The following is a 23,624-nucleotide window of genomic DNA, read 5'->3' as shown; positions in this document are numbered from 1 at the left end:
AGCGGATAGTACTTCGTCGTCTCGTCGCCGGGCAGGTCCGGTTCCGGACGTGTGCGAGGGCGCGTACACCTGATCCAGCCCGACTCCAGTTCCTCGACGGTTTCGAACTCTTCGCGGACGCCGTCGGTCAGGTCTCCGTGTCGTCCGGGATCGTCCCGCCAACGGTCGCACCGCTACGACAGACCGTTCCGGAACCGACGATCGTTCCCGCCTCGTAGGTCACGCCACCACCGTCGCGAACGTGATCGGCCAGCACTGCCCCGAGCGCTTCCTCGCGGTGGATCTCGTCCCCGACCTCGACGTCACCCGGTCCGCCAACGACCGTCGAGTTCGGACCGATCTGCACGCCGCGACCAGTTACGCAGTCGGACACGGTCGTCCCGTTCTCGATCCGCGTGTCCGCGTCGAGCACGGAGCGCTCGACCGTCGCGTTCGAGCCGACCGTCACGTTTTCGCCGAGACAGACGTTCGGTCCGACGACGGCGCCGGGGCCGACGACGCAATCCGGTCCGACGACGACCGGTTCGAGGATCGTCGCCGCCTCGTGGATCGACGCGGCCGGCGACACCTGGCTCTCGATAGCCGAGCCGTCCGCGAGTAGATCGTCGGCGATCCGGAGCAGGTCCCAGGGGTAGGTGGCGTCGACCCACGTGCCCTCTGAGACGATGCCGCGGACGTCCTCGTCGTCCTCGAGGAGCGTCGCGATGGCGTCGGTCAGCGAGTGTTCGCCCGCCCGGGGCTCGCTCGCGCGGATGGCGTCGAAGATCGTCTGTTCGAACGCGTAGACGCCCGCGTTGAGGCGGTAGCTTCGATCGTCGCGAGGGTTCTCGACGATCTCCGTCACGCGCTCGTCCTCGAGGAGGACGCCGCCGTATCTCGTGACGTCTGGTCGCCGGATCAGTCCGAGTGTTGCCGCAGCCGTGTCGTGTGCTGCGAGCACGTCCTCGACGAGCTGCTCGTCGATCAGTTGATCTCCGTTGACGACGAGCAACGGACCGTCGACTGCCGACTCCGCGGCCAGCAGCGCGTGCCCGCTGCCGAGCTGTTTTCGCTGCGTGACGTACTGCAGCGGCACGTTCCGGTACGTCGGCCCGAAGTGTGACTGGACGCGGTTGCGCTTGTAGCCGACGACGACCGTGATATCGGTGACGCCCGCGTCGATCAGCGCGTCGAGGACGTGCTCGAGAATCGGCTTCGTCGCCGCGGGGAGCATCGGCTTGGGCCGGTGTTTCGTGAGCGGCCCGAGCCGCTTCCCTTCCCCCGCCGCAAGAACGATCGCCGAACACTCGTTCATAGTGATCGACAGGAATCAGACGCCGATATTGTTTTCGGTACTGATAGTATTCTCGAGCGAGACGCTCTCGACGGCGCCGCCCCTTCAATTCATCCGCTGAAACGATCGGTAGCGGCCACCTGGGAGGATCGTTGCAGTTCTGTAACCAATAGCGGTCGAGTACGGTTGGAGTACCGGACCGAGCACGATTTCGGCAGAAAATCGGTCGAGAACGGACGCTTCGGCCGGAGGATTCTATCCCCTCAGATACCGAATACGGACCGGACAGGCCCTTTAGTGCCATTCCCGCTCGAGGACATTCGAGGCGGGGCGGCTCGAGGCGGTGCCGATATGATCGCTTTGTCGTTCGGAAAAGACAGTATACTTTCATACACGTTCCAGTTTGGTGCATCTGGTTGAATCCAATGAACGACCATTCGGTGGACGGGCAACCAGAGCAACGCATTGAATCGACGACGCCATCTCGGCGCTCCTTTATCGCGAGCGGGACGACGGTGGCGACCGCTGCACTCATCGGTGTCGGAAGCGCAAGCGCGGACGACGGGTTCGGTTCGGTTAGTCGAACTACGCGCACGCTGCAGGCAGGAACCGAGTACGAGACCACGGCGTACATCGGCGAATCCGGAGAATCGGGTCCGACGGCGGTCGTCGTCGGTGGCATACACGGCAACGAACTGGCTGGCGTCGAGGCCGCCCACAACGCCAGGGAGTGGGAGTTCGACCGCGGAACGCTCGTCGTGCTGCCCGAAGCGAACGCACCCGCAGTCGAAGAGCAGACCTACAGTGGCCCGGACGGCGACCTCAACCAGCAGTTCCCGTCCGGCGAAGACCCCACGACGCCGATCGCACGGGAGATCTGGGACCTCATCACGGAGTACGACGCGGACGTCGTTATCGACATGCACAGCTCTATGGGAATCTGGGGCTCGGACCTCGGTCCCGACGGCTACGGTCAGGCGATCTTCCCCTCCGCGGCGGGTAACTCGAGGGCGACCGCGGAGCGCGTCGCCGACTGCATGAACCGGAACGTTATCGACGACTCGTATCCCGAAGACTACGAGTACACGCTCGGAAACACCCTGTCGGGCGAACACCCGCGGCTCATCCACAAGGTCGCCGCCGACCTCGAGGAGGCCGGCTATCTCACGGAGGTCACGCGGTACGAGACGAGCCTCGAGACCCAGACCGAGTGGGCGAACGCGCTGGCCGGATACCTCCTTCGGGAACACGGGATCGAGACGTCCTACGCGGCCAACTCGCTGTAGGTCGTCCCGACACGACGATACCAGTCTGTACTCCGACGGACGACGATACCGGTCCGTACTCCGACGGACGAGCAGCGGCGGAGAGAACCAGTCGGAAGGGCCTCAGTCTCTGTCGGTTTCGCTCCAGTCGCAGTCCTGGCACTTCCAGCCGTTGACGAACTCGGTGACGGAGGGCATGTAGCCGACCTCGAGGACGTTGCCGCCACACTCGGGACACTCCCTGTCGGACTCTTCGATCGAGTCGACTTCCATGACGGAGTCGTCCTCGATTAGCTCCGCGAGTTTTTCGGCCGTGACCATTCGCCCCTGAACGACGCGATTCTCGCTCACAGCAAACCCTGTGGCCGCGATGCTCCTAAGCGTTTCCAGGTCGACTCGAGACGGCCGCGTTGTGACGGCGATGCGCCGGAGGATCGATCAGGGCGAACCACTATTGCTGTACACAGTGGAGCGCCGATCATGGAACACGACGAGTGGACCGAGCAACTCGAATCGAGGACGGTGACCGTCGACGAACACGACCTCGAGATGGCGTACTACGACGAGGGCTCCGGCGACCCGCTCGTCTTCCTCCACGGGATCCCGACCTCGTCGTTCCTCTGGCGCGAAATCGCGCCGGCGTTTACCGACGACTACCGGGTGATCGTCCCCGACATGGTCGGCTACGGCGAGTCCGCGATGCACGACGGCTTCGACCGCTCGATCCGCGCGCAGGAGCTTGCCGTCGCCGATCTGTTCGACCAGTTGGGGCTGGACTCGGTCTCGTTCGTCGGTCACGACCTCGGCGGCGGCGTCGGCTTGCGCTACGCGGTCCACGAACCCGACGCGGTCGACGACCTCGTCCTCTCGAACGCGGTCTGTTACGACTCCTGGCCGATCGAACGCATCGTCGACCTCGGGCTGCCGGCGACGATCGAGGGGATGGACGTCGACGACTTGACGGGGCTGCTCGAGTCGGTCTACCACGCGACACTGTACGGCGACGACGCCGACGACGACTTCGTCGAGGGGATGGTCTCGCAGTGGGCCTCCGAGGAGGGGATGGTTTCGCTCTCCCGCAACGCCATCGGGACGAACACGAGCCACACGACCGAGATCGACCACGGCGCGGTCGAGGCCCGGACGCTCATGCTCTGGGGTGCCGAGGACGAGTTCCAGCCGATCGAGTACGCCAAGCAACTCGAGGCGGACATCGACGACGCCGACCTCGTCGGGCTCGAGGAGGCGAACCACTGGGTGCCCGAGGATCGCCCGGAGGCCTACCGCGAGGAGCTACGGGAGTTCCTCGAGGAGTAGTATCGAAAAGCTCGTCCGACTACTGACCCACCCGATCTCCAACTGCCCACCCTCGAGGCGAACCGTTCAACCGCTCGCAGCCGTCCTCGGTGACGACCACGAGGTCCTCGATCCGGACGCCGAACCGCCCCTCGAGGTAGATCCCCGGCTCGACGGAAAAGACCATCCCGGGCTCGAGTACGCGGTCGTTGCCGTCGACGATATAGGGCGGCTCGTGGACCTCGAGGCCGACGCCGTGGCCGGTCCGGTGGACGAACGCGTCGCCGTAGCCGGTCTCGTCGATCACGGAGCGAGCGATCCGGTCGATTTCGCCGGCCGGCACGCCGGGCTCGACGGCCTCGACGGCGGCCTCCTGCGCCTCAGCGACGACCTCGTGGACCCGTTCGTACTCGGCCGGGGGCTCGCCGACGACGATCGTTCGAGTCTGGTCGCCGGGATAGCGAGCCGTGCCAGCCTCGAGGTCGGCGTCGACGAACGCGCCGAAGTCGAGCACGATCGGATCGCCGCGCCGAATCTCGCGGTCGCCGCTGTGGTGGTGCGGCCGGGCGCCGTTCGGCCCGGATGCGACGATCGTCTCGAACGCCGGTTCCCCGCCGCCTTCGGCCGCGAGCAACGACTCGATCTCCGCGGCGAGGTCGGCCTCGGTCGTCCCGAGCAACTCCTCGCCGCGCGAGCGGATCTCGAGCGAGACGCGATCGGCGATCGCCCCTGCCTGCCGGAGCGCGTCGAGTTCGACCTCATCTTTGCGGATGCGCAGCGGCTCGAGGACGGTACTCGCCAGACCGAACTCGGCCTCGGGGAGCAGCGCGCGCAGGTCGTGGTTGAACGTCGTCCACATCCGGTCGTCGAGAAGGACGGTCGGGGCGGCGTCGCCGTCGGTCTCGAGTTCGTAGCCCTCGAGCACCCGCTCGACGGCCGCGAGGGGATCGTCGTCGTCGTCCCAGAGCTCGAGGGAGGGGACGCCGAGGGCCGCGAGCTGTTCGTCGTACATCGTCGGCGCGACGAGCGCGGGCGAACCGTCTCGCGGCACGAACAACAACAGGTGGCGCTCGGACGGCGACTCCGCGAAGCCGGTGAGGTAGGTGAGGTTCGGACTCGGAAAACAGACGACCAGGTCCGCGCCGGCGTCCTCGAGGCGGCGCTGGCAGGCGTCGATGCGTGCGTCGAACGGTGGCTGCATGGCGGCGCTTCGAACGATCGGGAAAAGAACGTTCGGGTCTCTCCGACCGGATCGGCGGACCGTCGGAAACGGTTGTTTGATCGGTCCAAAGGTCTGAACGATACTGGGTACTATTAGAGTCCCATGCGGTTGCAGGCCGCGCATCAACACGTCGGCGAACTGTTTTGCTTCAGCGAATGCGACTCACGGAGCAGCGACTGTCGAAGAGACTCGCGGACGAGCGACGAACCGATGGCGGGACGCGGACCACCGACGAATCCGACGACGACGGCCCGTCCTGCCCCGGATCGTTGATCGTCGTTTCGAACCGACAGCCGTATCGCCACGAATACGCGGACGACGGATCGGGGACCGAGACCGCGGCCGACGCCGAGGGAACGGACAGCGGTTCGGCCGACGAGAGCCCCGACGAGCGATCGATCGCCGTCGACGAACCGGCCGGCGGGCTGACCGCCGGTCTCGATCCGGTCGTCCAGCAAGCGAACGGGACCTGGATCGCCTGGGGCGACGGCGAGGCCGACTTCGACGTCACGGACGAGGGCAACTGCGTCACCGTGCCGCCGAACGAGGACGCCTACACCCTTCACCGAATCGACCTCTCGGAAGAGGCGGTCGACTCCTACTACTACGGCTTCAGCAACCAGGCACTCTGGCCGCTGTGTCACGAGTTTCCCGACCTGATCGAGAAGGGAGACGGTGACTGGTCGAACGACTTCGCCTGGTACCGCACCGTCAACGAGCGCTTCGCCGAGGCCGTCTCGGAGCACGCGACCGACGACTCGGTCGTCTGGATCCAGGACTACCACTTCGCGCTCGCGCCGCGGATGATCCGCCAGCGCGTTCCGGACGGCGCGACGATCGCGCACTTCTGGCACATTCCCTGGCCGACGCCACAGACGTTCGCACAGTGTCCGGAGGGCGAGCAAATCCTCGAGGGGCTGCTCGGGAACGATCTGCTCGGGTTCCACGTCGACCGGTACGCCGCCCTCTTCCTCGACTGTGTCGAGGAGTTCCTCGCCGACGCCGTCGTCGACCGCGACGAGCAACTCGTCCGCTACGACGGGGGAACGACGCGGCTCATCACCGACGCGATGGGAATCGACGCCGAATCGTACGATCAGGACGCCAGATCGGTCGACAAAGAGCAGGCGACGTCGCTGCTCGAGCAGTACGACGTCCCCGCCGACACGACCCTCGCACTCGGCGTCGATCGCCTCGACTACTCGAAGGGCATTCCCGAGCGACTGTCGGCGATCGAGCGCGTCCTCGAGCGCAATCCCGACTGGCACGGCGAGTTCACGTTCTTCCAGAAGGCGACCCCGTCGCGGACGGGTATCCCCGCCTACCAACGGCTCGGCGAACTGGTCCGGAGCGAGGTCGAACGCATCAACAGTCGGTTCGGGACCGACGACTGGCAGCCGATCGTCTACACCGAAGAGTACGTCGATCACGAGAATCTCTGCGCGCTGTACCGGCGAGCGGAGATGATGGTCATCAGTCCCCTGCTCGACGGGATGAACCTCGTCGCACAGGAGTACGTCGCCTCGAACGTCGACGGCGACGGCGTCCTGCTGTTGAGCGACCGCACGGGCGCCCACGAGCGACTCGGGTCCGCCACGCTGACGATCGACCCGACCGACACCGACGCGTTCGCCTCACAGCTCGAGACCGCGCTGTCGATGCCGGCCACGGAACGCCGCCGGCGGATGAACACGCTCCGCAATCGAGTGTTCGACGGCGACCTCGAGTCTTGGATGGGGAGCCAGTTCGACGAGATCAGGCGCGTTCACACCGACTCCGGCCCGGACGACGACGAGGGATCGAACTCGGATCGAGACACGGACGCACAGACGCCGCCAGTGTAGCGATGTCAGTAGGCAAGACACGCCCGAAGCCGATCGACGAGCTGGTGCCGCGACTCCGGACGGAGCTGTCCGACGCCGCGGAGTTGCTCCTGTGTCTCGACTTCGACGGGACGCTCGCGCCGATCGTCGAGGACCCCGACGAGGCGAAGCCGACACACGCCGTCGAGGACGCACTCGAGACCGTCACGACCGAACCGGACGTGACGACCGCGGTCGTCAGCGGTCGAGGGCTCGCGGACGTGCGCCAGCGGGTCGAGGGCCCCCGGATCTACGCCGGGAACCACGGGCTCGAACTCGCTCGCGGCGGCGACGTCGCCGTTCACCCGGTCGCGCGCAAACGCGCCGAACGCATCGACGCGGTCTGCGAGGCGCTCGAGGTCGCCCTCGACCCCGTCCCGAACGCACGGATCGAGAACAAGCGGCTGACCGCGACGGTTCACGTCCGGTCGGTCCCCTCGGGTGCGCAACCGCAGGTCGAACGACTCACCGACGACGCGGTCGACCGGTTCGGCGGCGACGACCTCGAGGTGTCGACCGGCAAGCAGATCCTCGAGATCGGTCCGGACATCCCGTGGGGCAAGGGGAACGCAGTCGAACTGATCATGGCCGACCTCCCCGACGAGGCCGTCCCGGTCTACATCGGCGACGACGTCACCGACGAGTCAGCGTTCCGGGCGGTCGAACCCGGCGGCATCGGCGTGCGAGTCGGCGACAACAAGCCGACCGCGGCGTCCGGTCGCGTACGCTCGCCAGAGCAGGTCGCCTCACTGCTCGAGTGGTTCGGAACGGCGGGTCTCGAACACGTTCGCGGTCAGGTACCCCGCTCGAGGATGCAAACGATCCGCTCCCCGTAGCTGAAACGCCCTCAAAACCAGCTTCAGCCCCTCTCACGAGCTATTACCGCAGCGGATATCGATGGGAACGTGACCGTTCGGAGTCGAAAGTATTAGTCACCACTGGAAATATAGTGTGGGTACGAGCGTGACCGAGAGTGAAATTACGACAACCTACTGACTTCCTGATTCTCGAGGAACTCGAGGATAAGGGACGCAACGTCGCGACCAACCTCGCAGCCCACACCGGAAAGAGCCGAAAGAACATCAACACCAGACTGCCGGTGCTCGAAGACTACGGTCTCGTCCGCAAGATCGGCCCGGCAGAACGATCCGGGCTGTACGAGATCACTTCCCTGGGGAAGGCCGCGCTGGTCTACCGCGACCAGTACGACGAGGCCGACGACTTCGAGGCACTCATCGAGGGGCCAAGCGCCGAGGCCGACAACGAACACGGCAACAGTCAGGCCAGTTTCGCCCGCGGCGAGAGCGAAGACGACGACGAGTAACGACCGAGTCTCCGGGCTAACTGCCGGCCGACTGCGTCCCGGAGCGTCGCTGTTCTGTTTCACCGCGCCGATCGAGCGGTGAGAAAATATCGCCCACAGCGGCGGTACTACAGCGAGAATCCGCCGTTGTACTCCTCGAGTTCGCGCTGTGCACACCCGGAGAAGATGAGGCTGAGCGTCCGCTCGCGATCGTCCGTGCTCGGATAGACAGTGCCACACCGCGACCGATCGCCGTCGTACGATGGATCCCAGGCGTAGCTGCTGAGCATCGGCGTCGCGACGACCGCGTCGCCGTTCCGGAACGCGACGCCGTGGTCGTGCTCGAGTCCGAGCGCGTGGCCGAGTTCGTGCAGCAGGATCTGGATCGTCCGCGTCGGTCGCTCGTTTTCGACGACCCGGTGAATCGACCCGTCGTCGAGAACCGTCTCCAGGTCGTCGAACGGCGGCAGCGTGGCGAGGTATCGGGCACCGCCGACGGACGCGACGTGCGGGAGCGCGAACCCGGTCGGCGCGGTCGTCATCTGACCGTCAGTGACGAGCAGGTTCACGTCCGCCGCCGGATCGAGATCGCGCGTACCCAGGGCGCCCGCCGCGAGAATCCTGGGCCACTCGCCGTTGATCGTGACGCGGGCGCCGTCCTCGGTCGAGGCCGAGACGACGCCGCCGTAGGAGAGTTCGAGCTGCCAGTACTCGTAGCCGAGGAGCGCGTCGAGATACTCGAGTAGCCGGTCGTCGACGCCGTCGTATCGGGCTGCCTCCTCCGAGAGCCAGACCCGGACCTCGAGCGTCTCGGCTGGCGACCGCGTGGCGTAGCCGAGCGTTCCCAGGCTGCCGATCGAGAGTGTCGATACGAGCCCGCCCAGGAAGAGGCGGCGTCTGACGGACCCCGTGCTCGAGTCCGCCTGCGTCTCTCTGCTCATGTCTCTGTGATCGGTGTCCGTTCCACTCACGAGTGTCGGGCGAGGTTGGGCGTCCCTACAAGCTATAACGGCTGCGCGTAAAACGGTTACATTCGGACTACAGATGGTCAGGACGGCCATACACTCGCAAATCCGAACCAGAGTCAGCGGCGATCCGAGCACGGAGCGCCCGGTTCGATACGGCTACTCGAGAGCCCGCGCCGAGCAGCCGGTCGGCAACGGGGGCCTCGTGTCGACGACTCGAGCGCTGTCGTCCTCGACGCGGAGCACCATCGAGGCCGGCAACTCCTCGGGGTCGATGGGCGCGAGCAACAGCAGGACGCCTGCTTCGACTTCGACCAGTCGTCGATCGGGATCGGTCTGTCGAAGACAGGGCCGCCACGCGCCCGTCCGGAGCCGTCGGTCGACCTCCCAGTCGGTGTAGTACTCGCCGTTCGATCCCTCGAACACGGCGTCGATTGGGGCCTCGTCGATCACGACTGCTCCCCGGCCAGTGCTCGAGACGGCCGTCGCCGCCGGGTTTCCTGGTCGCTCATCGCTCGATTCGTATCGGGCCAGCCCTATTGCCAATCGGGTTAACATCTGTGACCGTTATAATCGGTTGAGTGTCCGTACCACGGAACTGACGCCGTCGACGGACAGTCGTTCTGCCGAGAGTACAAAAGCACGACACGATCGGTCCAGTACGGGCGGGTCCTCACCCGGCACGGAGCCTCACTCAGCACGAGATCTCGCGCGACGTGATGAGACCGAGCGATGCGTGCTCCGGGGGCGCTACGAGGGATCAGTACAGATGCGGACGCAGCGACGTAACGAGCTTTCTCTCGGCCCGTCGAAGGTGATCCTCCACCGTCCGCCGGTTGACTCCCAGTTCGTCGGCGAGCCGTTCGGTCGTCGTCTCCCGGGGCAGTTCGTAGTATCCCGACTCGATCGCGCGTGACAGAACCTCCTGCTGTCGATCCGTCAGTTCCGGGAGTACCTCGTCGAGGGACAACAGCGGGGACGATCGAGACGGGATGTCAATTTCGCGTTTGCTCAGGACGTCGATCTCGAACTGATCCTCGACGAGATCGGTGTAGAGCGCGGTGAGACTCTCCGAGTCGAGCGCGAGGATCCGGCAGTGCTTCTTCCCGTCCTCGTACCGCAGCGGCGGGAGAAAGAGACAGCTGTGGCGCTCGAGGTACTGTTCGATGTACGTGGTCTCGTGTCGTTTCAGACACGAACTCGTGATGACGACGGCCTCTCCGTCTCCCCGCACGCACTCGTCGATCCCGATGTCGGAACGGACCTGCGAGAGGACCGACTCGATCGCCGATCCGGCGACGTAGAGGAGATCCGCGTGGTCGTTACACCAGAGTTCGATTCGACAGTCGGCTCCGTCGGTCGGCTCGGTGTAGGCGCTCGAGTCGGAGATGGCGAACGTCGACTCGTACATGTGCTCCCAGTACACACCCGGCCAATTATAAATCCACTTCCGAACGGAACATCATAGGTGTTGGTTCTGCGGATCGTTTCATTCGAGTATGAGCAACGAGCACCGATCGTCTGTCGGGAAGGGGTCTCCGAGCGAACAGTGGCAGGAGTACCAGGGTGCGCCGACGGGAACGGCTATCGAATGCGAGGGATGGCGACAGGAAGCCGCCCTCCGGATGCTGAACAACAACCTCGATCCCGAGGTCGCCGAACGACCCGAAGAGCTGGTCGTCTACGGGGGGACCGGTCGTGCAGCCCGGTCGTGGGACGCCTACGACGCGATCTGCGACGAACTCCGCGACCTGGGCGACGAAGAGACGCTGCTCGTCCAGAGCGGCAAGCCCGTCGGCCGGTTCGAGACCCACGAGCGCGCCCCGCGGGTGCTGATCGCCAACTCGAACCTCGTGGGCAACTGGGACGACTGGGAGCACTTCCACGAACTCGAGGCGAAGGGCCTGATCATGTACGGCCAGATGACCGCGGGGTCGTGGGCCTACATCGGCACCCAGGGGATCATCCAGGGCACCTACGAGACGCTGGCCGAACTCTCGACCCAGCACTACCCCGAGACCGAGGCACTCGAGGGGAAGATCGTCGTCACTGGCGGACTCGGCGGGATGGGCGGCGCACAGCCGCTCGCCGTGACGATGAACGGCGGCGTCTGCATCGCCGCCGAAGTCGACGAAGAACGGATCGACCGCCGCCTCGAGACGGGCTACTGCCAGGAAAAGACCGACGACTTAGACGAGGCGATCGAGAACGCGCAAGCTGCCGCCGAGAACGGCGAGCCCTACAGCGTCGGCGTCCACACGAACGCCGCCGACATGCTCGAGGCGATGCTCGAGCGCGGGTTCGTCCCGGATGTCGTCACCGACCAGACCAGCGCCCACGACGAACTCGAGGGCTACTACCCCTCGGGATACACCGTCGAGGAGGCCGACCAGTTGCGCGAGGAGGATCCCGAGACGTACGTCGAGGAGAGCCTCGAGACGATGGAGCGCCACGTCGACGGCATCCTCGCGATGCAGGAGGAGGGTGCGATCGCCTTCGAGTACGGCAACAACATCCGCGGACAGGTCGCCGACCACCGCGATCACGAGTCAGCGTTCGACTACCCCGGTTTCGTGCCCGCGTACATCCGACCGCTGTTCTGTCGCGGAAAGGGGCCCTTCCGCTGGGTCGCGCTGTCGGGCGATCCGGCCGATATCCACCGGACCGACGACGCGGTGAGGGAACTGTTCCCCGAGAAGGACCACCTCCACCGCTGGATCGACCTCGCCCAGGAGCAGGTCGCGTTCCAGGGACTGCCCTCGAGGGTCTGCTGGCTCGGTTATCAAGCTGAAAACGACGGTCTGACCGAGCGCGCCCGCTTCGCCCTGCGGATCAACGACCTCGTCGCCGAGGGCGAGATCTCTGCGCCGATCGTCGTCACGCGGGATCACCTGGACGCCGGCTCCGTCGCGAGCCCGAACCGCGAGACGGAGGCGATGAAGGATGGCTCGGACGCGATCGCCGACTGGCCGATCCTCAACGCCCTGCTCAACTGCGCAGCCGGCGCGGACATCGTCAGCGTCCACGACGGCGGCGGCGTCGGCATCGGCAACGCCCTCCACGCGAACAACCACGTCGTCCTCGATGGCTCGGACCTGGCCGCCGAGAAAGCAAAACGGGTGTTCACGACGGATCCCGGAATGGGCGTGATCCGCCACGCCGACGCCGGCTACGAGGAGGCCCTCGAGGAGGCCCGCGACTCGAACGTGCCCGTTCCAATGGAGGACCGGCGATGAGCGGCGACGACGGAGAGCACACCGACGGCGACGCGGACCGGTTCGCGACCCACCCCGACTGGGAGACGACGGGCGGCTGGCACGAACTCGCGGGCGGCGACCCGAACGACGAACTGTTCGGCCACGTCGTCGAACGGATCGATCTCGGGACCCTCGCCGACACGGTCCCGTCCGCCGTTCTCGTCGGCGAACCGTACGACGGCGCGGTCATCGGCCGGAAAGGCGCGCGGGAAGCGCCGCCGACCATCAGACGGTCGCTCGCGCGAACCAAGACGCACCACTTCGACGGCGGGCCGATCGACGACGTCGCCGATCTCGGGGACGTGCGCTCGCTCGTCGAGCGCCTCGAGTCCGACGCGGTCGACGAATCGGTCGCGGACGTCCAGGCCGACCTCGAGGAGACGACCCGGCTCGTCCACGAGACCGACGCACTCCCCGTTTTCATCGGCGGCGACAACTCGCTCACCTACCCCAACGTCGCGCCGCTGCTCGAGGCGGGATCCGTCGGTGTACTCAACCTCGACGCCCACCTCGACGTTCGCGAGGTCGACGGTGACGCGACGAGCGGCACGCCCTACCGGCAGCTTCTCGAGGCGGGGCTCGACGCCTACGCCTGCGTCGGCGCGCGCCACTTCGAGACGTCGACGGCGTACGACGAATTCCTCCGAGAGAACGGCGGAGCGGTCGTCACCGCCGAAGAGGTCGGCGACGACGTCGTCGAGGCCGCGGATCGCGCACTGGATTCGATGGGGGACGTCGACCGGCTCTACATCAGCGTCGACTGCGACGTGCTCGACGCCAGCGCCGCGCCCGGCGTGAGCGCGCCGACGCCCGGCGGGCTGACGACCCGCGAACTGTTCCGGCTGCTGCGGCTGCTCGCGAGCGACGACCGGATCGCCGGCTTCGAGGTCGTCGAGTGCGCCCCGCCGCTCGATCGCGAGGGTCAGACGGCGGACGCGGCGGCGCGTGCGATCGCTCACTTCCTGGCCGGATACACGGAGGGACGACGATGAGCGAGCGCGCTGCATCCACGACGGAAGCCGCCTGCGTCGTCTTCGACATCGGTGAACTCGTGGTCGGTCCCTCGACGGACGATTCAAGCGAGACGCCCCTCGAGATCCGCGAGAACGCCGCGGTCGCCGCGGTCGACGGCGAGGTCGTCGCCGTCGGCTCGAGCGAGGACGTGACCCGCGAGTATCCGCCGGAGAACGCCGAGACGGCGATCGACGCCGAGGGACGGGCGGTCGTCCCCGGCTTCGTCGATCCCCACACCCACGCCGTCTTCGCCGGGGATCGGTCCGACGAGTTCGAGGCCAAGCTGCGGGGCGCGGAGTACCAGGAGATTCTCGAGGAGGGCGGCGGCATCCTTCGAACCGTCCGGGCGACCCGCGAGGCGAGCGACGACGACCTGCTCGCGAACCTCACAGGGCACCTCGAGACGATGCTCGCCCACGGGACGACCACGGTCGAGGTCAAATCGGGCTACGGTCTGGACACCGAGACGGAACTGCGACTGCTCGAGGCGATCGACCGTGCGGACGACGCACAGCCGATCGATCTCGTCCCGACGTTCATGGGCGCTCACGCGGTTCCCGAAGAGCAGGACACCGAAGAGTACGTCGACGCCGTCGTCGAGGAACAGCTTCCGGCGGTCGCCGATCAGGGGATCGCCCGATTCTGCGACGTCTTCTGCGAGGAGGGCGTCTTCGACGTCGAGCAGTCGAGACGCGTCCTCGAGGCCGGTGCGGAGCACGGGCTGACGCCGAAGGTCCACGCAGAGGAGTTCACGCGCCTCGGCGGGGCCCAACTCGCGGCGGATCTCGAGGCAGCGAGCGCCGACCACCTGCTCCACGCCGCCGAGGACGATATCGACGCGCTGGTCGATAGCGGCGTCGTCCCCGTCCTGCTGCCGGGCACCGCGTTCGGCCTCGGCGAGGCGTACGCTGACGCGCGGGCGTTCCTCGAGGCGGGCGCGCCGGTCGCCCTCGCGACCGATTTCAACCCCAACTGCCACTCGCGAAGCATGGGGTTCGCCCAGACGCTCGGCGCGGTCGAGATGGGGATGACGCCCGCGGAAGCGCTGCTCGCGTCGACGCACAACGCCGCGCTGGCGCTCGATCTCGACGACGGTACGGGGACGCTCCGCGAGGGGGCGCCGGCCGACGCCGTCGTGCTCGAGGCGCCGTCGTACGTCCACGTCGCTTACCGGTTCGACACGCCGGCCGTCGATGGCGTGCTCAAGGCTGGGGAGGTGGTGCACGGATGACGATTGCGACGGCGGTCGCGGACGGAGCGTCGCCGACCGCTCGAGCCGAACCGTCAATTGGGTCGAAACCGAAAGAAGGAGCGTTAGTACGTAATGATCTCGTAGCCGTCGTCGACGAGCGAGTGGATGCTCGGGTGTCCCTCGTACTCGTCGATCGGATCGGCCTCACTCTCCTCGACCTCGTCCTCGACGTCGTAGGCGCCGGCGCAGTAGTCGCAGACCTGGACGTGGTCGACAACGTTGGCGTACAGCGCGTGGTAGTCGTGGTCCTCGTCCTCGAGTTCGCCGACCCACTGGGTGCCGGCGCCGTCGAAGATGATCTCGACGTCGTCGCCGGCGTCGTCGAACTCCTTCGCGGTCTGGAGTCCGTTGACGACGCGGCCGAGGTCGGACGGAGATTCGGTGCCTGCGAGAACGACAATTGCTGCGTCTGGCATGTGTCCCCTGCTTTGGACACGCGCCGTATCCCTGTTGTGCGCTCGTGTGCACGGTGGACCCAACCGTCTCTGGGGTCTCGTGTCTTCGCGAACCGAGGTGACGGTCGATGACGGTCGTCGTCGATGGTGAGTCACTCACCCCGGAGGACGTCGCCGCCGTCGCGCGAGAGGGCGCCAGAATCGAGATTTCCGAAGACAGTCGAGAGCGGATCAGGGAGTCGCGCGCTCGAGTCGAGGACGTTATCGACAGCGGCGAACCCGTCTACGGGCTCAACACCGGCTTCGGTGAACTGGTCGACGAACGCATTCCGTCCGAGGAGATCGAACAGTTACAGCTCAACCTGCTTCGCAGTCACGCAGCCGGCGCGGGACGGGAACTCACGCGCGAGGAGGTTCGCGCCATGCTGGTCGCTCGGATCAACGCGCTCGTCAAGGGCTACTCGGGGATCCGCGAGACCGTCGTCGACCACCTCGTCGAGCTGTGCAACGAGGGCGTCCACCCGGTCGTTAGATCCCACGGCAGTCTCGGCGCGAGCGGGGACCTCGCACCGCTCGCGCACATGTCACTGGTTCTCGTCGGCGAGGGCGAGGCAGTGGTCGACCGGCACAGTGTGGAGGCCGACGGCGAGTCCCCGACTACAGAGCGGCTGTCCGGCGCCGACGCGCTCGCCGAGATCGGCCTTGAGCCCCTCTCGTTGCAACCCAAGGAGGGGCTCGCACTCATCAACGGCACCCAGCTGACGGTCGGGCTCGCGGCGCTCGCCGTCGTCGACGGCGAACGAGCCGTCCGCGGCGCCGACGCGGCGGGCGCGCTGACCATCGAGACGACGCTCGGGACGACGGCGACGGCCGACCGGGCGATCCACGAGGTGCGGCCGCACTCGGGCCAACTCGAAAGCGCGGAGGCGATCCGCGAACTCACCGCGGGGAGCGAGATCGTCGAGGCTCACCGCAACTGCGACCGCGTGCAGGACGCCTACTCGCTGCGGTGTCTCCCGCAGGTCCACGGCGCCGTCCGTGATGCGCTGGCCCACCTTCGCGACGCGGTCGAGATCGAACTCAACAGCGCGACCGACAATCCGCTCGTCTTCGCCGGCGACCGCGTCGACGAGCGCGCCTCGGGCACCGAAGACGCCGCGATCCTCTCGGGGGGTAACTTCCACGGGGCGCCGCTGGCGCTGCGACTCGAGTACGTTCGCCTCGCGCTGACCGATCTCGCGGCGATCTCGGAGCGCCGGATCGATCGGCTGTTGAACCCGAATCTGCAGGAGGACCACCTGCCGCCGTTTCTCGCCGCCGACAGCGGCGTCGAGTCGGGCTACATGATCGCCCAGTACACGGCCGCGTCGCTGGTCAACGAGTTGCGGTCGCTCGGGGCCGCGTCGGCGGACAACACGCCGGTCAGCGGCGGGCAGGAGGATCACGTCAGCATGAGCGCCCAGTCGGCGCTCCACGCCCGCACGGCCGTCGAGAACGCTACGCAGGTCGTCGCCGCCGAACTCGTCTGCGGGGCCCAGGCCGCCGACTACGCGGACGACGCCTTCGAGACCGACGACCCACTGTCGCTCGGCGTCGGTACGTCGGCCGTCTACGACCTGGTCCGAGAGGTCGTTCCGTCGCTCGAGGCCGACCGACCGGTCCACACCGACGTCGACCAGGTCGCTGCCCTCCTCGCGCGCGGACTGGTCGACGAGACGCTCGAGCGCGCCGTCGACCGGTCGGACGCTCCCGATACGGTGGAGTAGCGGCCCTCTGTGTATCGATCACGCTAGAGGACGAGTACGGCAGTCGGCGATCGGTTCGGGTAAGGTTATCAGGGGTGAGAACGTACCAGCATTTGCCTTCGTTCTGAAGGCGCCGGGGCGGGGGGATCGTTCGAAACGCCACCACCTACCGTTCCCTCGTCGACCGGTACTTTCGTCGGCGACGAACCCCGTGCGATCACATCGTTCCGCTGTTTTCCTCGAAAAACTCGCTGAGGATCGTCTTGAGCCCCTTCCGGAGGTGCTGGTGCATCGTCGGCGGGGAGACGTCCATCGCCTCCGCGACGTCCTCACCCGTACTCTCCCTGGGCCAGTCGAAAAAGCCGCCGTAGTAGGCGAGGCGCAGGGTCGTGAGCTGTCGGTCCGTCAGCTGATCGAGGACGCGTTGGCGCCGGTCGACTGCCGTCTTGACGGGATGGTCCACCTCCCGTCGGGCCTCGAGTTTCGTATTCTCGTAGACGACTGTCAGGGCCTCGGCGATCTCGCGAACGTCCGCGTCTCGCGGCACCTCGACCAGCAGGTGGCCGACGCCGTCTTCGACCGTCACGTCCCTGATCGTCGCGCCGTGGTTGGCGAGCGTGCGGACGCCCGACTCGGTGAATCGGATCTCGACCGTACACTGTTCGGCGCCGTCGTGAATGAGGCGACACTCTTCGACGGAGTCGTGGGCCGCGGCTTCCTCGAGCACCGTCTCGCCGTCGACCCCCTCGACGGTCACGTACTGGAAGATGCGGCCGTCAGCGGTCGCTCCCGCCCACTCGAGCGAACACGTACAGTCGTACTTCTTCGAAAGATCGAACGAGAACGTCTCTCCGTCTTCGATGCGGAACTCGAGTTCGAGAACGCTGTCGGAAAAGAGCAGTTGCCGATTCTTTACGGCGTTGATCGTGAACCCGATCGTCTCGCCGAGCAGTCGAAAGCTGCTCTGTTCGCTCTCGCTAAAGGCATCGTTACGGTTTGCCAGCACGCAAAGCACGCCATAGATGGTGTCGTCGTACCTGATCGGGACAGAGATTCCGGCGTTGACGTCGTCCTCCCGGGCGGCTTCTCGTATCACGTCCGGCACCGATTCGTCTTCGAGGAGATCGTTCCTCGTCCAGATTTCGCCCTCCCTGACGACGTGCTGGGTCGGCCGCTGATCCTCGAACGTGTGGTTTTCGACGGTCTCGAGGTACGTCTCGGCCTCGCCGGCGCCGGTTCGGTACGAGAGCTGTCCCTCGCCGGTTCGTTCGGCGATCCACGATCCGCAGTACAGCTCCGACTCGACGAGCTGTTCGCAGACCTTTCGCTCGATGGCGTCCTGGGTCGGCGCCTCGACGAGCGTCTCGATCACCTGCCGGACGACCCGGTTGATCCGGTTGAGCGTCTCGAGTTGATCCTGTCGTGACTGAAGTCGACGCTCGCGTTTCGCGCGTTCGGTGATGTCTCTTGCCAGCCAGACGACGGCGCGCTGGTCGTCGATCCGGTCGTCGATCGGAACGACGCGCGCCTCGAACCGGCGCTCGCCTTTCGTCGTATCTGCCCCGTATTCGACAGACTGGACGTCGCCGGTCTCGACCGCGCGTTCGAGACACGACTGAAGTTTCGCGGCGACGTCCTCGGGGAAGGCATCACGAATCCGGCTGCCGACGAGTTCGTCGGCGGAGACCGTATAGAGGGAGGCCGAGTTGGGCCGCATCTTCGCCTCGAGATAGGTTCCATCCTCGCTGATGACGAACGCCTCGTCGGGGAGTTCGTTCGCAAGAATGCGGCGATACTTCGTCGTCGCGTCGGCCGCCAAACCGGAGGACGTGGACGTGATCGTTTCGACGACTCGATCCGCGGCCCGCTCCGACCCACTGGCCGGCACGTACTCGGTCGCTCCCGCCCGCAGCGCTGCCGCCGCGGCTTGCTCGCTTCCCTCCCGCGGAACGACGATCGTCGGGACGTCGGGGAGATTCGCCTCGACGCACGCCACGACCGATCGGATCTTCGACGGCCGGTCGAGTTCGAGGACGACACCGCACGGCTCCTCGACCGTCGCGGCGTCGACCGCCGCGTCCGAGTTCGGACGCTCCACAGCGGTGCCAGAGAGGGTGTCGACCGCGCAGTCCGGCGGTATTGGCCGAACGTCCAACGACGGCTCCCCTTCGATTACGTTCGTTAGTTTGCTTTCTTCGTGCTCTGTGACCAGGACGACAGTCCTCTTTCGGTTCACATGTTCCATAGCGTCACCGGGGCCGGTGGGCCCACCTGTTCGCACCGTAGGGCTGTTACTCGCACATCACGGGGAAATGGTTAAGGACTTGCTATTTGCACCTGGCACAGACAACGGAATAAAATACTGGACGCCGGCCGGCGGTCCGGGGCTGTCGTCCGGGAATCGTTGAGACGTGACTCCCACTGGTTCACAGTCGTTCGCTTCTAGCCGTACCCCGGCGTCGGCCTCGGATCGAGAGACCGGGAGCTCGGCGACGACTCCCTCACGGGGGTATTCGGCCGGTTACCCCCTGTAAAACGTTAGATTTCGCCCTGTTCTTTCAGGTCCTCGATGATGTCGTCGACGAACGTCTCGGGGTCATCGTAGGGGAAGTCCCCACCAGACGTTTTGGTGTTGAGTTCCATGGCGGTCATGGAGAAATCGCCCGACTCGAACTTCGTTCCGGGACCGTTCGGCAGTGCCGGAACGAGATCCATCGGACTCGAGATCGGATAATCGGCGCCCTCGAACGCTTCGACCATCTGGTTGCGGAGTTCGGTTTCGTCTGCCATTGCGTCTTCCGTTTGTGGATAATAAATAATAAATTTGTAGGTAGTTGCGACGCCGACCGCGAGCGCATCTTCGTAGTTAGGCCGCGACACTCGTTGCGCGTGACCGTCCACGCTCGTAGTCCCGAAACAGTAATGATTCAGCAGTATGAAGGGTTCGAGTATGGCGAAAGATACCGTCAGGTACCCTGACGAGGTCGTCGAAAAGATCGATGCACTCGTCGACGACGGTATGTTCGAGAGTAAGTCCGAATTCTACAGGTTCTCTGCGGAGTACGTCCTCACGCTGGTCGACTCGGATCACGACGTGAAGACCTTCAACTTCGACGAGATCAAGTCCGAACTCGACATCCCCGAGGAAACCCATGCGCAGGCGCTGGGTACTGACGGTGGAACGTTTTTCCTCGACGCCGTGATCACCGTCCGAAAACAGGGGCTTCGAGGCAACTACGAGGCGGCCGAACGGTTCATCGACACCCACTACGATCCGACGGATCAGGAGTGTATCATCCTCGAGGAACTGCTGGGTACCTACCGAGAAGGCTCCGCGTAGCACCGCCGCTCTCTGTCGACGATTCTCGCTGCGCGGTATCGAAACGGCTGGCCGACTCACCGGAACGGGTCGCCGAGCGCCTCGAGCGAGACGTGTTCGCGAACCAGCCGCGCGGCGCGGTCCGACGGCGGTTCTGCGGCTGGTTTCGAATCTGTGTCCCCATCGGAGTCGGTCGCGCTGGCGGACGCAACGCGGTCGAGCCCTGCCGACGCCGCGACGCGCTCGAGAAACGCCGTCCGGACGGCCTCGTTGTCGAACAGCCCGTGAAGATAGGTGCCGAGGACCTGCCCGCGGGCCGCGCTCGCGTCGCCGAGCGGCCGATCGAGGGACTCGAGCGCCCGCGTCCGCCCGGCGTGGATCTCGTAGCCGCTGGCGGTGGCACCGTCGGCCGCCGCGAGCAGGGGCGACGCCGTTCCGTCGACCGGGACGGCGACTCGCTCGAGGCGCTTGTCCGGTTCGAAGCGCGTCTCGACCGGGAGGAGGCCGAGTCCCTCGACGACGTCGTCCTCGCCAGTTCCCTCGAGCGAGGCGTTGGTGATCCGCTCGCCGAGCAGCTGGTAACCGCCGCAGACGCCGACCACCGGGCCCGAGAACGTCTCGAGAGCCGTCCCGATCGGTGCCTCGCGGAGCGCGCGCAGGTCGTCGACAGTGTTCTTCGTCCCCGGGATGACGACCGCGTCCGCGTTCGCGAGCGGGTCGTCGCGGTCGCTCCCCTCGAGCGGGACATACTCGACCGCGACGCCCGGTTCGGCCGCGAGCGCCTCGAGGTCCGTCGCGTTGGAGATGCGCGGCAGCCGCGGCACGGCGATCGTCAGACGGTGCTTGTCGGGAACACCGTCGTCGTCGCCGATCACGCCGCGCTCTTCGGGCCCCGGGAGGCCGACGCTGTCCTCCTCGGGGAGTCCGGGGTCGTCGTACGGCAGGACGCCGAGGACCGGAACGCCGGTCCGGGACTCGATCTCGTCGATACCGGGCTCGAGCAGCGACGGATCGCCGCGGAACTTGGTGATGACCGCGCCGACGATCCGCTGCCGAATGTCGTCTGGAAGCAGCTCGATCGTCCCGTAGAGGCTCGCGAACGCCCCGCCGCGTTCGATATCGACCAGCAGGAGGATATCGGCGTCGGCGAAGCGCGCCGTCTCGAGGTTCGCGAGGTCGCGGTCGTGGAGGTTGATCTCGGCGATGCTGCCCGCGCCCTCGGCGACGATCACCTCGTGGTCGGCCGCCAGCCGCTGGAAGGACTCCTCGGCCGCCTCGCGCGCCTCGTGCCAGTACTCCTCGTAGTAGTCGCCGGCGGGGACGTGTTCGTGGGCCCGCCCCTGGATCACGAGCTGGCTCTCGCCGTCGCCGCGCGGTTTCAGCAACACCGGGTTGCAGTCGGTCGTCGGCGTCACGCGGGCGGCTCGAGCCTGGACGAACTGGGAGACGCCGATTTCGCCCCACCGGTCGCCCGCCTCGATCGCCGCGTCGGCCGCTCGATCCCGACTCTCGTTGCTCGCGTCCGCGCGGACGACGACGCGGGCGTTGTTGCTCATGTTCTGGCCCTTGAACGGTGCGACCGAGACGCCTCGATCCGACAGGTGCCGGCAGAGTCCGGCGACGACGGTCGACTTGCCGACGTGGCTCGCGGTCCCGGCGACGAGAAGGGTCCGGCTCATTCACGCGCTACTCCCGCGGGGTGGCGTATCGTCCTGTCGGTTCGGGCCGCGCCGGGCTACTCCTCGGCGTCGTCGGCGTCGTCCTCGAGCACCCCGCCCTCGAAGCCGACCTCCTCCTCGGGATGGGGCTCGATGTGACTCAGAATCTCGTGGGGGACGTAGCCGATGTTGTACCCCTCCTCGTTGTGGAGAACGACGCCGTGTTCGTACTCGCGGAAGTCGAAGCAGTGGATCTCCTCGTAAGCGTTTCCGGGTTTGTAGACGACCTTCATGGACTGTCTATTCACGCCTCGGCGGTTTTCGACCGACCCTGCAGGTGAAAGCTACTTTCAGCATCACCGACGTGTCTCGGCCAGACGGGGGCCCAGGAGATCCACTCCCGACCCGAGCGCGCGATTCCGAACCCGCTGCGCTCGCTACTCCTCGATCTCGGTGTAGTGAACCACGACCTCGGCGCGCTGGGAGTCGATGAGCGGCCCGGTCGGCAGGTGGATCGCCGATTCCGCGTGGACACCCTCTCGCTGCTGGAGTTCGTCGCCGACCAACGGCGGGTCGGTACCGACCGGATGGCCGACCGTGACGACGACGCGGTCGGGTTGTCTGAGCGGAACCGGGTCGGTGTACTCGACCTCTACGTCGATGACCTCGAGTTCGGTGTACTCGGGCGACTCGAGGACGGCGGCGACCTCGGCGTTGACCTCCTCCTCGTACGTCCCGGTTCGGTAGGTATCGTAGGAGACGACGCCGAGGAAACTCGAGAGGACGACGATCGAGACGGCGAGCGCGACGGCCCGCCGTCTCGTGGCGACGCGCGCTTCGTCCGCGCCGAACCAGTTCTCCGGGCGATACCCCTTGTACCAGAGGACGCCGAGGCTGGTGACGTTGATCGCGAGGATGTTGACGAGGACGAGGACGCCCGCGGCGAGGGCGACTTCCGGGCGGGCCCACGCGATACCGATGCCGACGACGCCGAGGGGCGGCACGAGTGCGGCGGCGATCATGACGCCGACGAGCGCGGCCGACGTGCCCGCCGTGAGCGTCCACGCACCCGCGACGCCCGCCCCGACCGCGATCACGAGCGAGAGCAGGTCGGGACGGACCCGGCCCTCGATCTCCGAGATCGCGAAGAGATCGATCATCGGCGGGACGAGCCCGGTCGTCCGGACGACGACCGCGAAGATGGCGGCGGTGATCACGCCGACGCCGAGTCCGATCGCCTGCAGTTTGATCCCGCGGCGGAACAGCGCTTGATCGTTGATGACCGTCCCGACGCTCGCACCGAGCGCAGGGCCGATCAACGGCGCGATCACCATCGAGCCGACGACGACCGCCGGCGAGTCGAGCAGCAGGCCGGCGGTCGCGACGACCACGCTCATGATCGTCATGACGAGATACGTGCTGAACCGCGGGGTGAGATCCTTCGCTCGAGCCTGCATCTCTTCGCGAGAGATGCGCGGCGTGTTCTGGGCGTAGCGCTGCTCGAGGTCGTCGAACTGGTCGGAGATGACGGTCTCAGCCTCGACGATCACGGTGTAGGAATCCTCGTCGATCCCCGTCTCTCGGATCTCGTCGAGGACGGATTCGACCGCGGGCGCCGGCAGCGGGAACGTGATGACGACCGAGGGCTCGCTTCGGCTCTCCTCCTCGACGAGGGTGTAGTCGATCTCCTCGTCCTCGAGCACCCCCTCGACGGCGTCGCGTTTCTCCTTCGGGATGAGGATCTCCACGAGGCGCATACTGTCACCTCAACGATACAGTGGAAAAACGTTCGTTCCGT

At 66.3% G+C, this 23,624-nt stretch carries 22 protein-coding genes; 10 read left to right on the top strand and 12 right to left on the bottom strand.

Annotated elements, in window-relative coordinates; all coding sequences use genetic code 11:
- Nucleotides 1-127 precede the first annotated feature (127 nt).
- Nucleotides 128-1,294: a sugar phosphate nucleotidyltransferase gene (locus CV102_RS20670; protein WP_148859921.1), complete on the bottom strand. Its 1,167-nt coding sequence runs from the start codon at nt 1,292-1,294 to the stop codon at nt 128-130.
- A gap of 404 nt (nt 1,295-1,698) precedes the next feature.
- Here CV102_RS20670 and CV102_RS20665 point away from each other — a divergent pair, with 404 nt between their 5' ends.
- Nucleotides 1,699-2,559, top strand: a complete 861-nt coding sequence (locus CV102_RS20665) for a M99 family carboxypeptidase catalytic domain-containing protein (RefSeq protein ID WP_148859920.1) — start codon at nt 1,699-1,701, stop codon at nt 2,557-2,559.
- Nucleotides 2,560-2,661: 102 nt separating this feature from the next.
- Here CV102_RS20665 and CV102_RS20660 read toward each other — a convergent pair whose 3' ends face one another.
- Nucleotides 2,662-2,889, bottom strand: a complete 228-nt coding sequence (locus tag CV102_RS20660) for a DUF5795 family protein (protein WP_148859919.1) — start codon at nt 2,887-2,889, stop codon at nt 2,662-2,664.
- Between the two features lie 129 nt (nt 2,890-3,018).
- Here CV102_RS20660 and CV102_RS20655 point away from each other — a divergent pair, with 129 nt between their 5' ends.
- On the top strand, nt 3,019-3,855 hold the full coding sequence (locus CV102_RS20655; RefSeq protein WP_148859918.1) for an alpha/beta fold hydrolase: 837 nt from the start codon (nt 3,019-3,021) through the stop codon (nt 3,853-3,855).
- A 19-nt stretch (nt 3,856-3,874) separates the two neighbouring features.
- Here the strand turns inward: CV102_RS20655 and CV102_RS20650 are convergent, their stop codons facing one another.
- Nucleotides 3,875-5,035, bottom strand: coding sequence for a M24 family metallopeptidase (locus tag CV102_RS20650; protein ID WP_148859917.1), 1,161 nt, complete (start codon nt 5,033-5,035; stop codon nt 3,875-3,877).
- A 176-nt stretch (nt 5,036-5,211) separates the two neighbouring features.
- Here CV102_RS20650 and CV102_RS20645 point away from each other — a divergent pair, with 176 nt between their 5' ends.
- The 3 genes from CV102_RS20645 (at nt 5,212) to CV102_RS20635 (ending at nt 8,242) form a co-directional block, all read left to right on the top strand.
- Nucleotides 5,212-6,900 carry an alpha,alpha-trehalose-phosphate synthase (UDP-forming) gene (locus tag CV102_RS20645; protein ID WP_148859916.1) on the top strand — a complete coding sequence of 563 codons (1,689 nt, stop codon included), beginning with the start codon at nt 5,212-5,214 and terminating at the stop codon, nt 6,898-6,900.
- Nucleotides 6,901-6,902: 2 nt separating this feature from the next.
- Nucleotides 6,903-7,754 (top strand): trehalose-phosphatase, encoded by an 852-nt coding sequence (gene otsB, locus CV102_RS20640; RefSeq protein ID WP_148859915.1) that lies wholly within the window; start codon nt 6,903-6,905, stop codon nt 7,752-7,754.
- A gap of 137 nt (nt 7,755-7,891) precedes the next feature.
- Nucleotides 7,892-8,242 (top strand): winged helix-turn-helix domain-containing protein, encoded by a 351-nt coding sequence (locus CV102_RS20635; RefSeq protein WP_148859914.1) that lies wholly within the window; start codon nt 7,892-7,894, stop codon nt 8,240-8,242.
- Nucleotides 8,243-8,349: 107 nt separating this feature from the next.
- Here the strand turns inward: CV102_RS20635 and CV102_RS20630 are convergent, their stop codons facing one another.
- The 3 genes from CV102_RS20630 to CV102_RS20620 all read right to left on the bottom strand — a co-directional run bounded on the left by CV102_RS20630 (nt 8,350) and on the right by CV102_RS20620 (nt 10,597).
- Nucleotides 8,350-9,162 (bottom strand): hypothetical protein, encoded by an 813-nt coding sequence (locus CV102_RS20630; protein ID WP_148859913.1) that lies wholly within the window; start codon nt 9,160-9,162, stop codon nt 8,350-8,352.
- 183 nt (nt 9,163-9,345) lie between these two features.
- A complete protein-coding gene (locus CV102_RS20625; RefSeq protein ID WP_233710761.1) occupies nt 9,346-9,732 on the bottom strand; it encodes a hypothetical protein in 387 nt (128 codons plus the stop codon).
- A 214-nt stretch (nt 9,733-9,946) separates the two neighbouring features.
- Entirely contained in the window at nt 9,947-10,597 is a 651-nt protein-coding gene (locus tag CV102_RS20620; RefSeq protein WP_148859912.1) for a helix-turn-helix domain-containing protein, read from the bottom strand.
- Nucleotides 10,598-10,685: 88 nt separating this feature from the next.
- On the opposite strand from CV102_RS20620, the gene hutU reads away from it, so the two are divergent.
- Genes hutU through hutI form a run of 3 tightly spaced genes read left to right on the top strand, consistent with a single transcriptional unit; the run spans nt 10,686 to nt 14,688 of the window.
- Nucleotides 10,686-12,422 carry a urocanate hydratase gene (hutU, locus tag CV102_RS20615; RefSeq protein ID WP_148859911.1) on the top strand — a complete coding sequence of 579 codons (1,737 nt, stop codon included), beginning with the start codon at nt 10,686-10,688 and terminating at the stop codon, nt 12,420-12,422.
- Entirely contained in the window at nt 12,419-13,435 is a 1,017-nt protein-coding gene (gene hutG / locus CV102_RS20610; RefSeq protein ID WP_148859910.1) for a formimidoylglutamase, read from the top strand. Before hutU ends, hutG begins: the two co-directional genes overlap by 4 nt.
- Nucleotides 13,432-14,688, top strand: coding sequence for an imidazolonepropionase (gene hutI / locus CV102_RS20605; RefSeq protein WP_148859909.1), 1,257 nt, complete (start codon nt 13,432-13,434; stop codon nt 14,686-14,688). The genes hutG and hutI overlap by 4 nt, the downstream gene beginning before the upstream one ends.
- 83 nt (nt 14,689-14,771) lie before the next feature.
- Here hutI and CV102_RS20600 read toward each other — a convergent pair whose 3' ends face one another.
- Nucleotides 14,772-15,125 (bottom strand): DsrE family protein, encoded by a 354-nt coding sequence (locus CV102_RS20600; RefSeq protein WP_148859908.1) that lies wholly within the window; start codon nt 15,123-15,125, stop codon nt 14,772-14,774.
- A gap of 107 nt (nt 15,126-15,232) precedes the next feature.
- On the opposite strand from CV102_RS20600, the gene hutH reads away from it, so the two are divergent.
- Nucleotides 15,233-16,870 carry a histidine ammonia-lyase gene (gene hutH, locus CV102_RS20595; RefSeq protein ID WP_148859907.1) on the top strand — a complete coding sequence of 546 codons (1,638 nt, stop codon included), beginning with the start codon at nt 15,233-15,235 and terminating at the stop codon, nt 16,868-16,870.
- Between the two features lie 196 nt (nt 16,871-17,066).
- Here the strand turns inward: hutH and CV102_RS20590 are convergent, their stop codons facing one another.
- Nucleotides 17,067-19,094 (bottom strand): bacterio-opsin activator domain-containing protein, encoded by a 2,028-nt coding sequence (locus tag CV102_RS20590; protein ID WP_148859906.1) that lies wholly within the window; start codon nt 19,092-19,094, stop codon nt 17,067-17,069.
- A gap of 293 nt (nt 19,095-19,387) precedes the next feature.
- Nucleotides 19,388-19,639 (bottom strand): MTH865 family protein, encoded by a 252-nt coding sequence (locus CV102_RS20585; RefSeq protein ID WP_148859905.1) that lies wholly within the window; start codon nt 19,637-19,639, stop codon nt 19,388-19,390.
- Nucleotides 19,640-19,799: 160 nt separating this feature from the next.
- Here CV102_RS20585 and CV102_RS20580 point away from each other — a divergent pair, with 160 nt between their 5' ends.
- Nucleotides 19,800-20,189: a CopG family transcriptional regulator gene (locus CV102_RS20580; protein WP_148859904.1), complete on the top strand. Its 390-nt coding sequence runs from the start codon at nt 19,800-19,802 to the stop codon at nt 20,187-20,189.
- Nucleotides 20,190-20,245: 56 nt separating this feature from the next.
- On the opposite strand, the gene CV102_RS20575 is transcribed toward CV102_RS20580, so the two are convergent.
- The 3 genes from CV102_RS20575 to CV102_RS20565 form a co-directional block, all read right to left on the bottom strand.
- Nucleotides 20,246-21,847: a cobyric acid synthase gene (locus CV102_RS20575; protein ID WP_148859903.1), complete on the bottom strand. Its 1,602-nt coding sequence runs from the start codon at nt 21,845-21,847 to the stop codon at nt 20,246-20,248.
- Between the two features lie 56 nt (nt 21,848-21,903).
- On the bottom strand, nt 21,904-22,119 hold the full coding sequence (locus CV102_RS20570; protein ID WP_148859980.1) for a hypothetical protein: 216 nt from the start codon (nt 22,117-22,119) through the stop codon (nt 21,904-21,906).
- Nucleotides 22,120-22,263: 144 nt separating this feature from the next.
- Nucleotides 22,264-23,583 (bottom strand): TIGR00341 family protein, encoded by a 1,320-nt coding sequence (locus CV102_RS20565; RefSeq protein WP_148859902.1) that lies wholly within the window; start codon nt 23,581-23,583, stop codon nt 22,264-22,266.
- Nucleotides 23,584-23,624 lie beyond the last annotated feature (41 nt).

It is taken from the genome of Natronococcus pandeyae (genome assembly GCF_008122205.1).
GTDB classification, from domain to species: domain Archaea; phylum Halobacteriota; class Halobacteria; order Halobacteriales; family Natrialbaceae; genus Natronococcus; species Natronococcus pandeyae.
The sequence above is the reverse complement of the archived record's forward strand: the minus strand, read 5'-3'. Positions and strand labels throughout refer to the sequence as shown.

Coding starts and splice junctions, on each gene's coding strand:
- CV102_RS20665 (WP_148859920.1), top strand. CDS start 1,699: ATGAACGACCATTCGGTGGACGGGCAACCAGAGCAACGCATTGAATCG.
- CV102_RS20620 (WP_148859912.1), bottom strand. CDS start 10,597: ATGTACGAGTCGACGTTCGCCATCTCCGACTCGAGCGCCTACACCGAG.
- hutI (WP_148859909.1), top strand. CDS start 13,432: ATGAGCGAGCGCGCTGCATCCACGACGGAAGCCGCCTGCGTCGTCTTC.
- CV102_RS20565 (WP_148859902.1), bottom strand. CDS start 23,583: ATGCGCCTCGTGGAGATCCTCATCCCGAAGGAGAAACGCGACGCCGTC.
- hutG (WP_148859910.1), top strand. CDS start 12,419: ATGAGCGGCGACGACGGAGAGCACACCGACGGCGACGCGGACCGGTTC.
- CV102_RS20575 (WP_148859903.1), bottom strand. CDS start 21,847: ATGAGCCGGACCCTTCTCGTCGCCGGGACCGCGAGCCACGTCGGCAAG.
- CV102_RS20570 (WP_148859980.1), bottom strand. CDS start 22,119: ATGAAGGTCGTCTACAAACCCGGAAACGCTTACGAGGAGATCCACTGC.
- CV102_RS20630 (WP_148859913.1), bottom strand. CDS start 9,162: ATGAGCAGAGAGACGCAGGCGGACTCGAGCACGGGGTCCGTCAGACGC.
- hutH (WP_148859907.1), top strand. CDS start 15,233: ATGACGGTCGTCGTCGATGGTGAGTCACTCACCCCGGAGGACGTCGCC.
- CV102_RS20650 (WP_148859917.1), bottom strand. CDS start 5,035: ATGCAGCCACCGTTCGACGCACGCATCGACGCCTGCCAGCGCCGCCTC.
- CV102_RS20590 (WP_148859906.1), bottom strand. CDS start 19,094: ATGGAACATGTGAACCGAAAGAGGACTGTCGTCCTGGTCACAGAGCAC.
- CV102_RS20655 (WP_148859918.1), top strand. CDS start 3,019: ATGGAACACGACGAGTGGACCGAGCAACTCGAATCGAGGACGGTGACC.
- otsB (WP_148859915.1), top strand. CDS start 6,903: ATGTCAGTAGGCAAGACACGCCCGAAGCCGATCGACGAGCTGGTGCCG.
- CV102_RS20670 (WP_148859921.1), bottom strand. CDS start 1,294: ATGAACGAGTGTTCGGCGATCGTTCTTGCGGCGGGGGAAGGGAAGCGG.
- CV102_RS20600 (WP_148859908.1), bottom strand. CDS start 15,125: ATGCCAGACGCAGCAATTGTCGTTCTCGCAGGCACCGAATCTCCGTCC.
- CV102_RS20580 (WP_148859904.1), top strand. CDS start 19,800: ATGGCGAAAGATACCGTCAGGTACCCTGACGAGGTCGTCGAAAAGATC.
- CV102_RS20585 (WP_148859905.1), bottom strand. CDS start 19,639: ATGGCAGACGAAACCGAACTCCGCAACCAGATGGTCGAAGCGTTCGAG.
- CV102_RS20645 (WP_148859916.1), top strand. CDS start 5,212: ATGCGACTCACGGAGCAGCGACTGTCGAAGAGACTCGCGGACGAGCGA.
- hutU (WP_148859911.1), top strand. CDS start 10,686: ATGAGCAACGAGCACCGATCGTCTGTCGGGAAGGGGTCTCCGAGCGAA.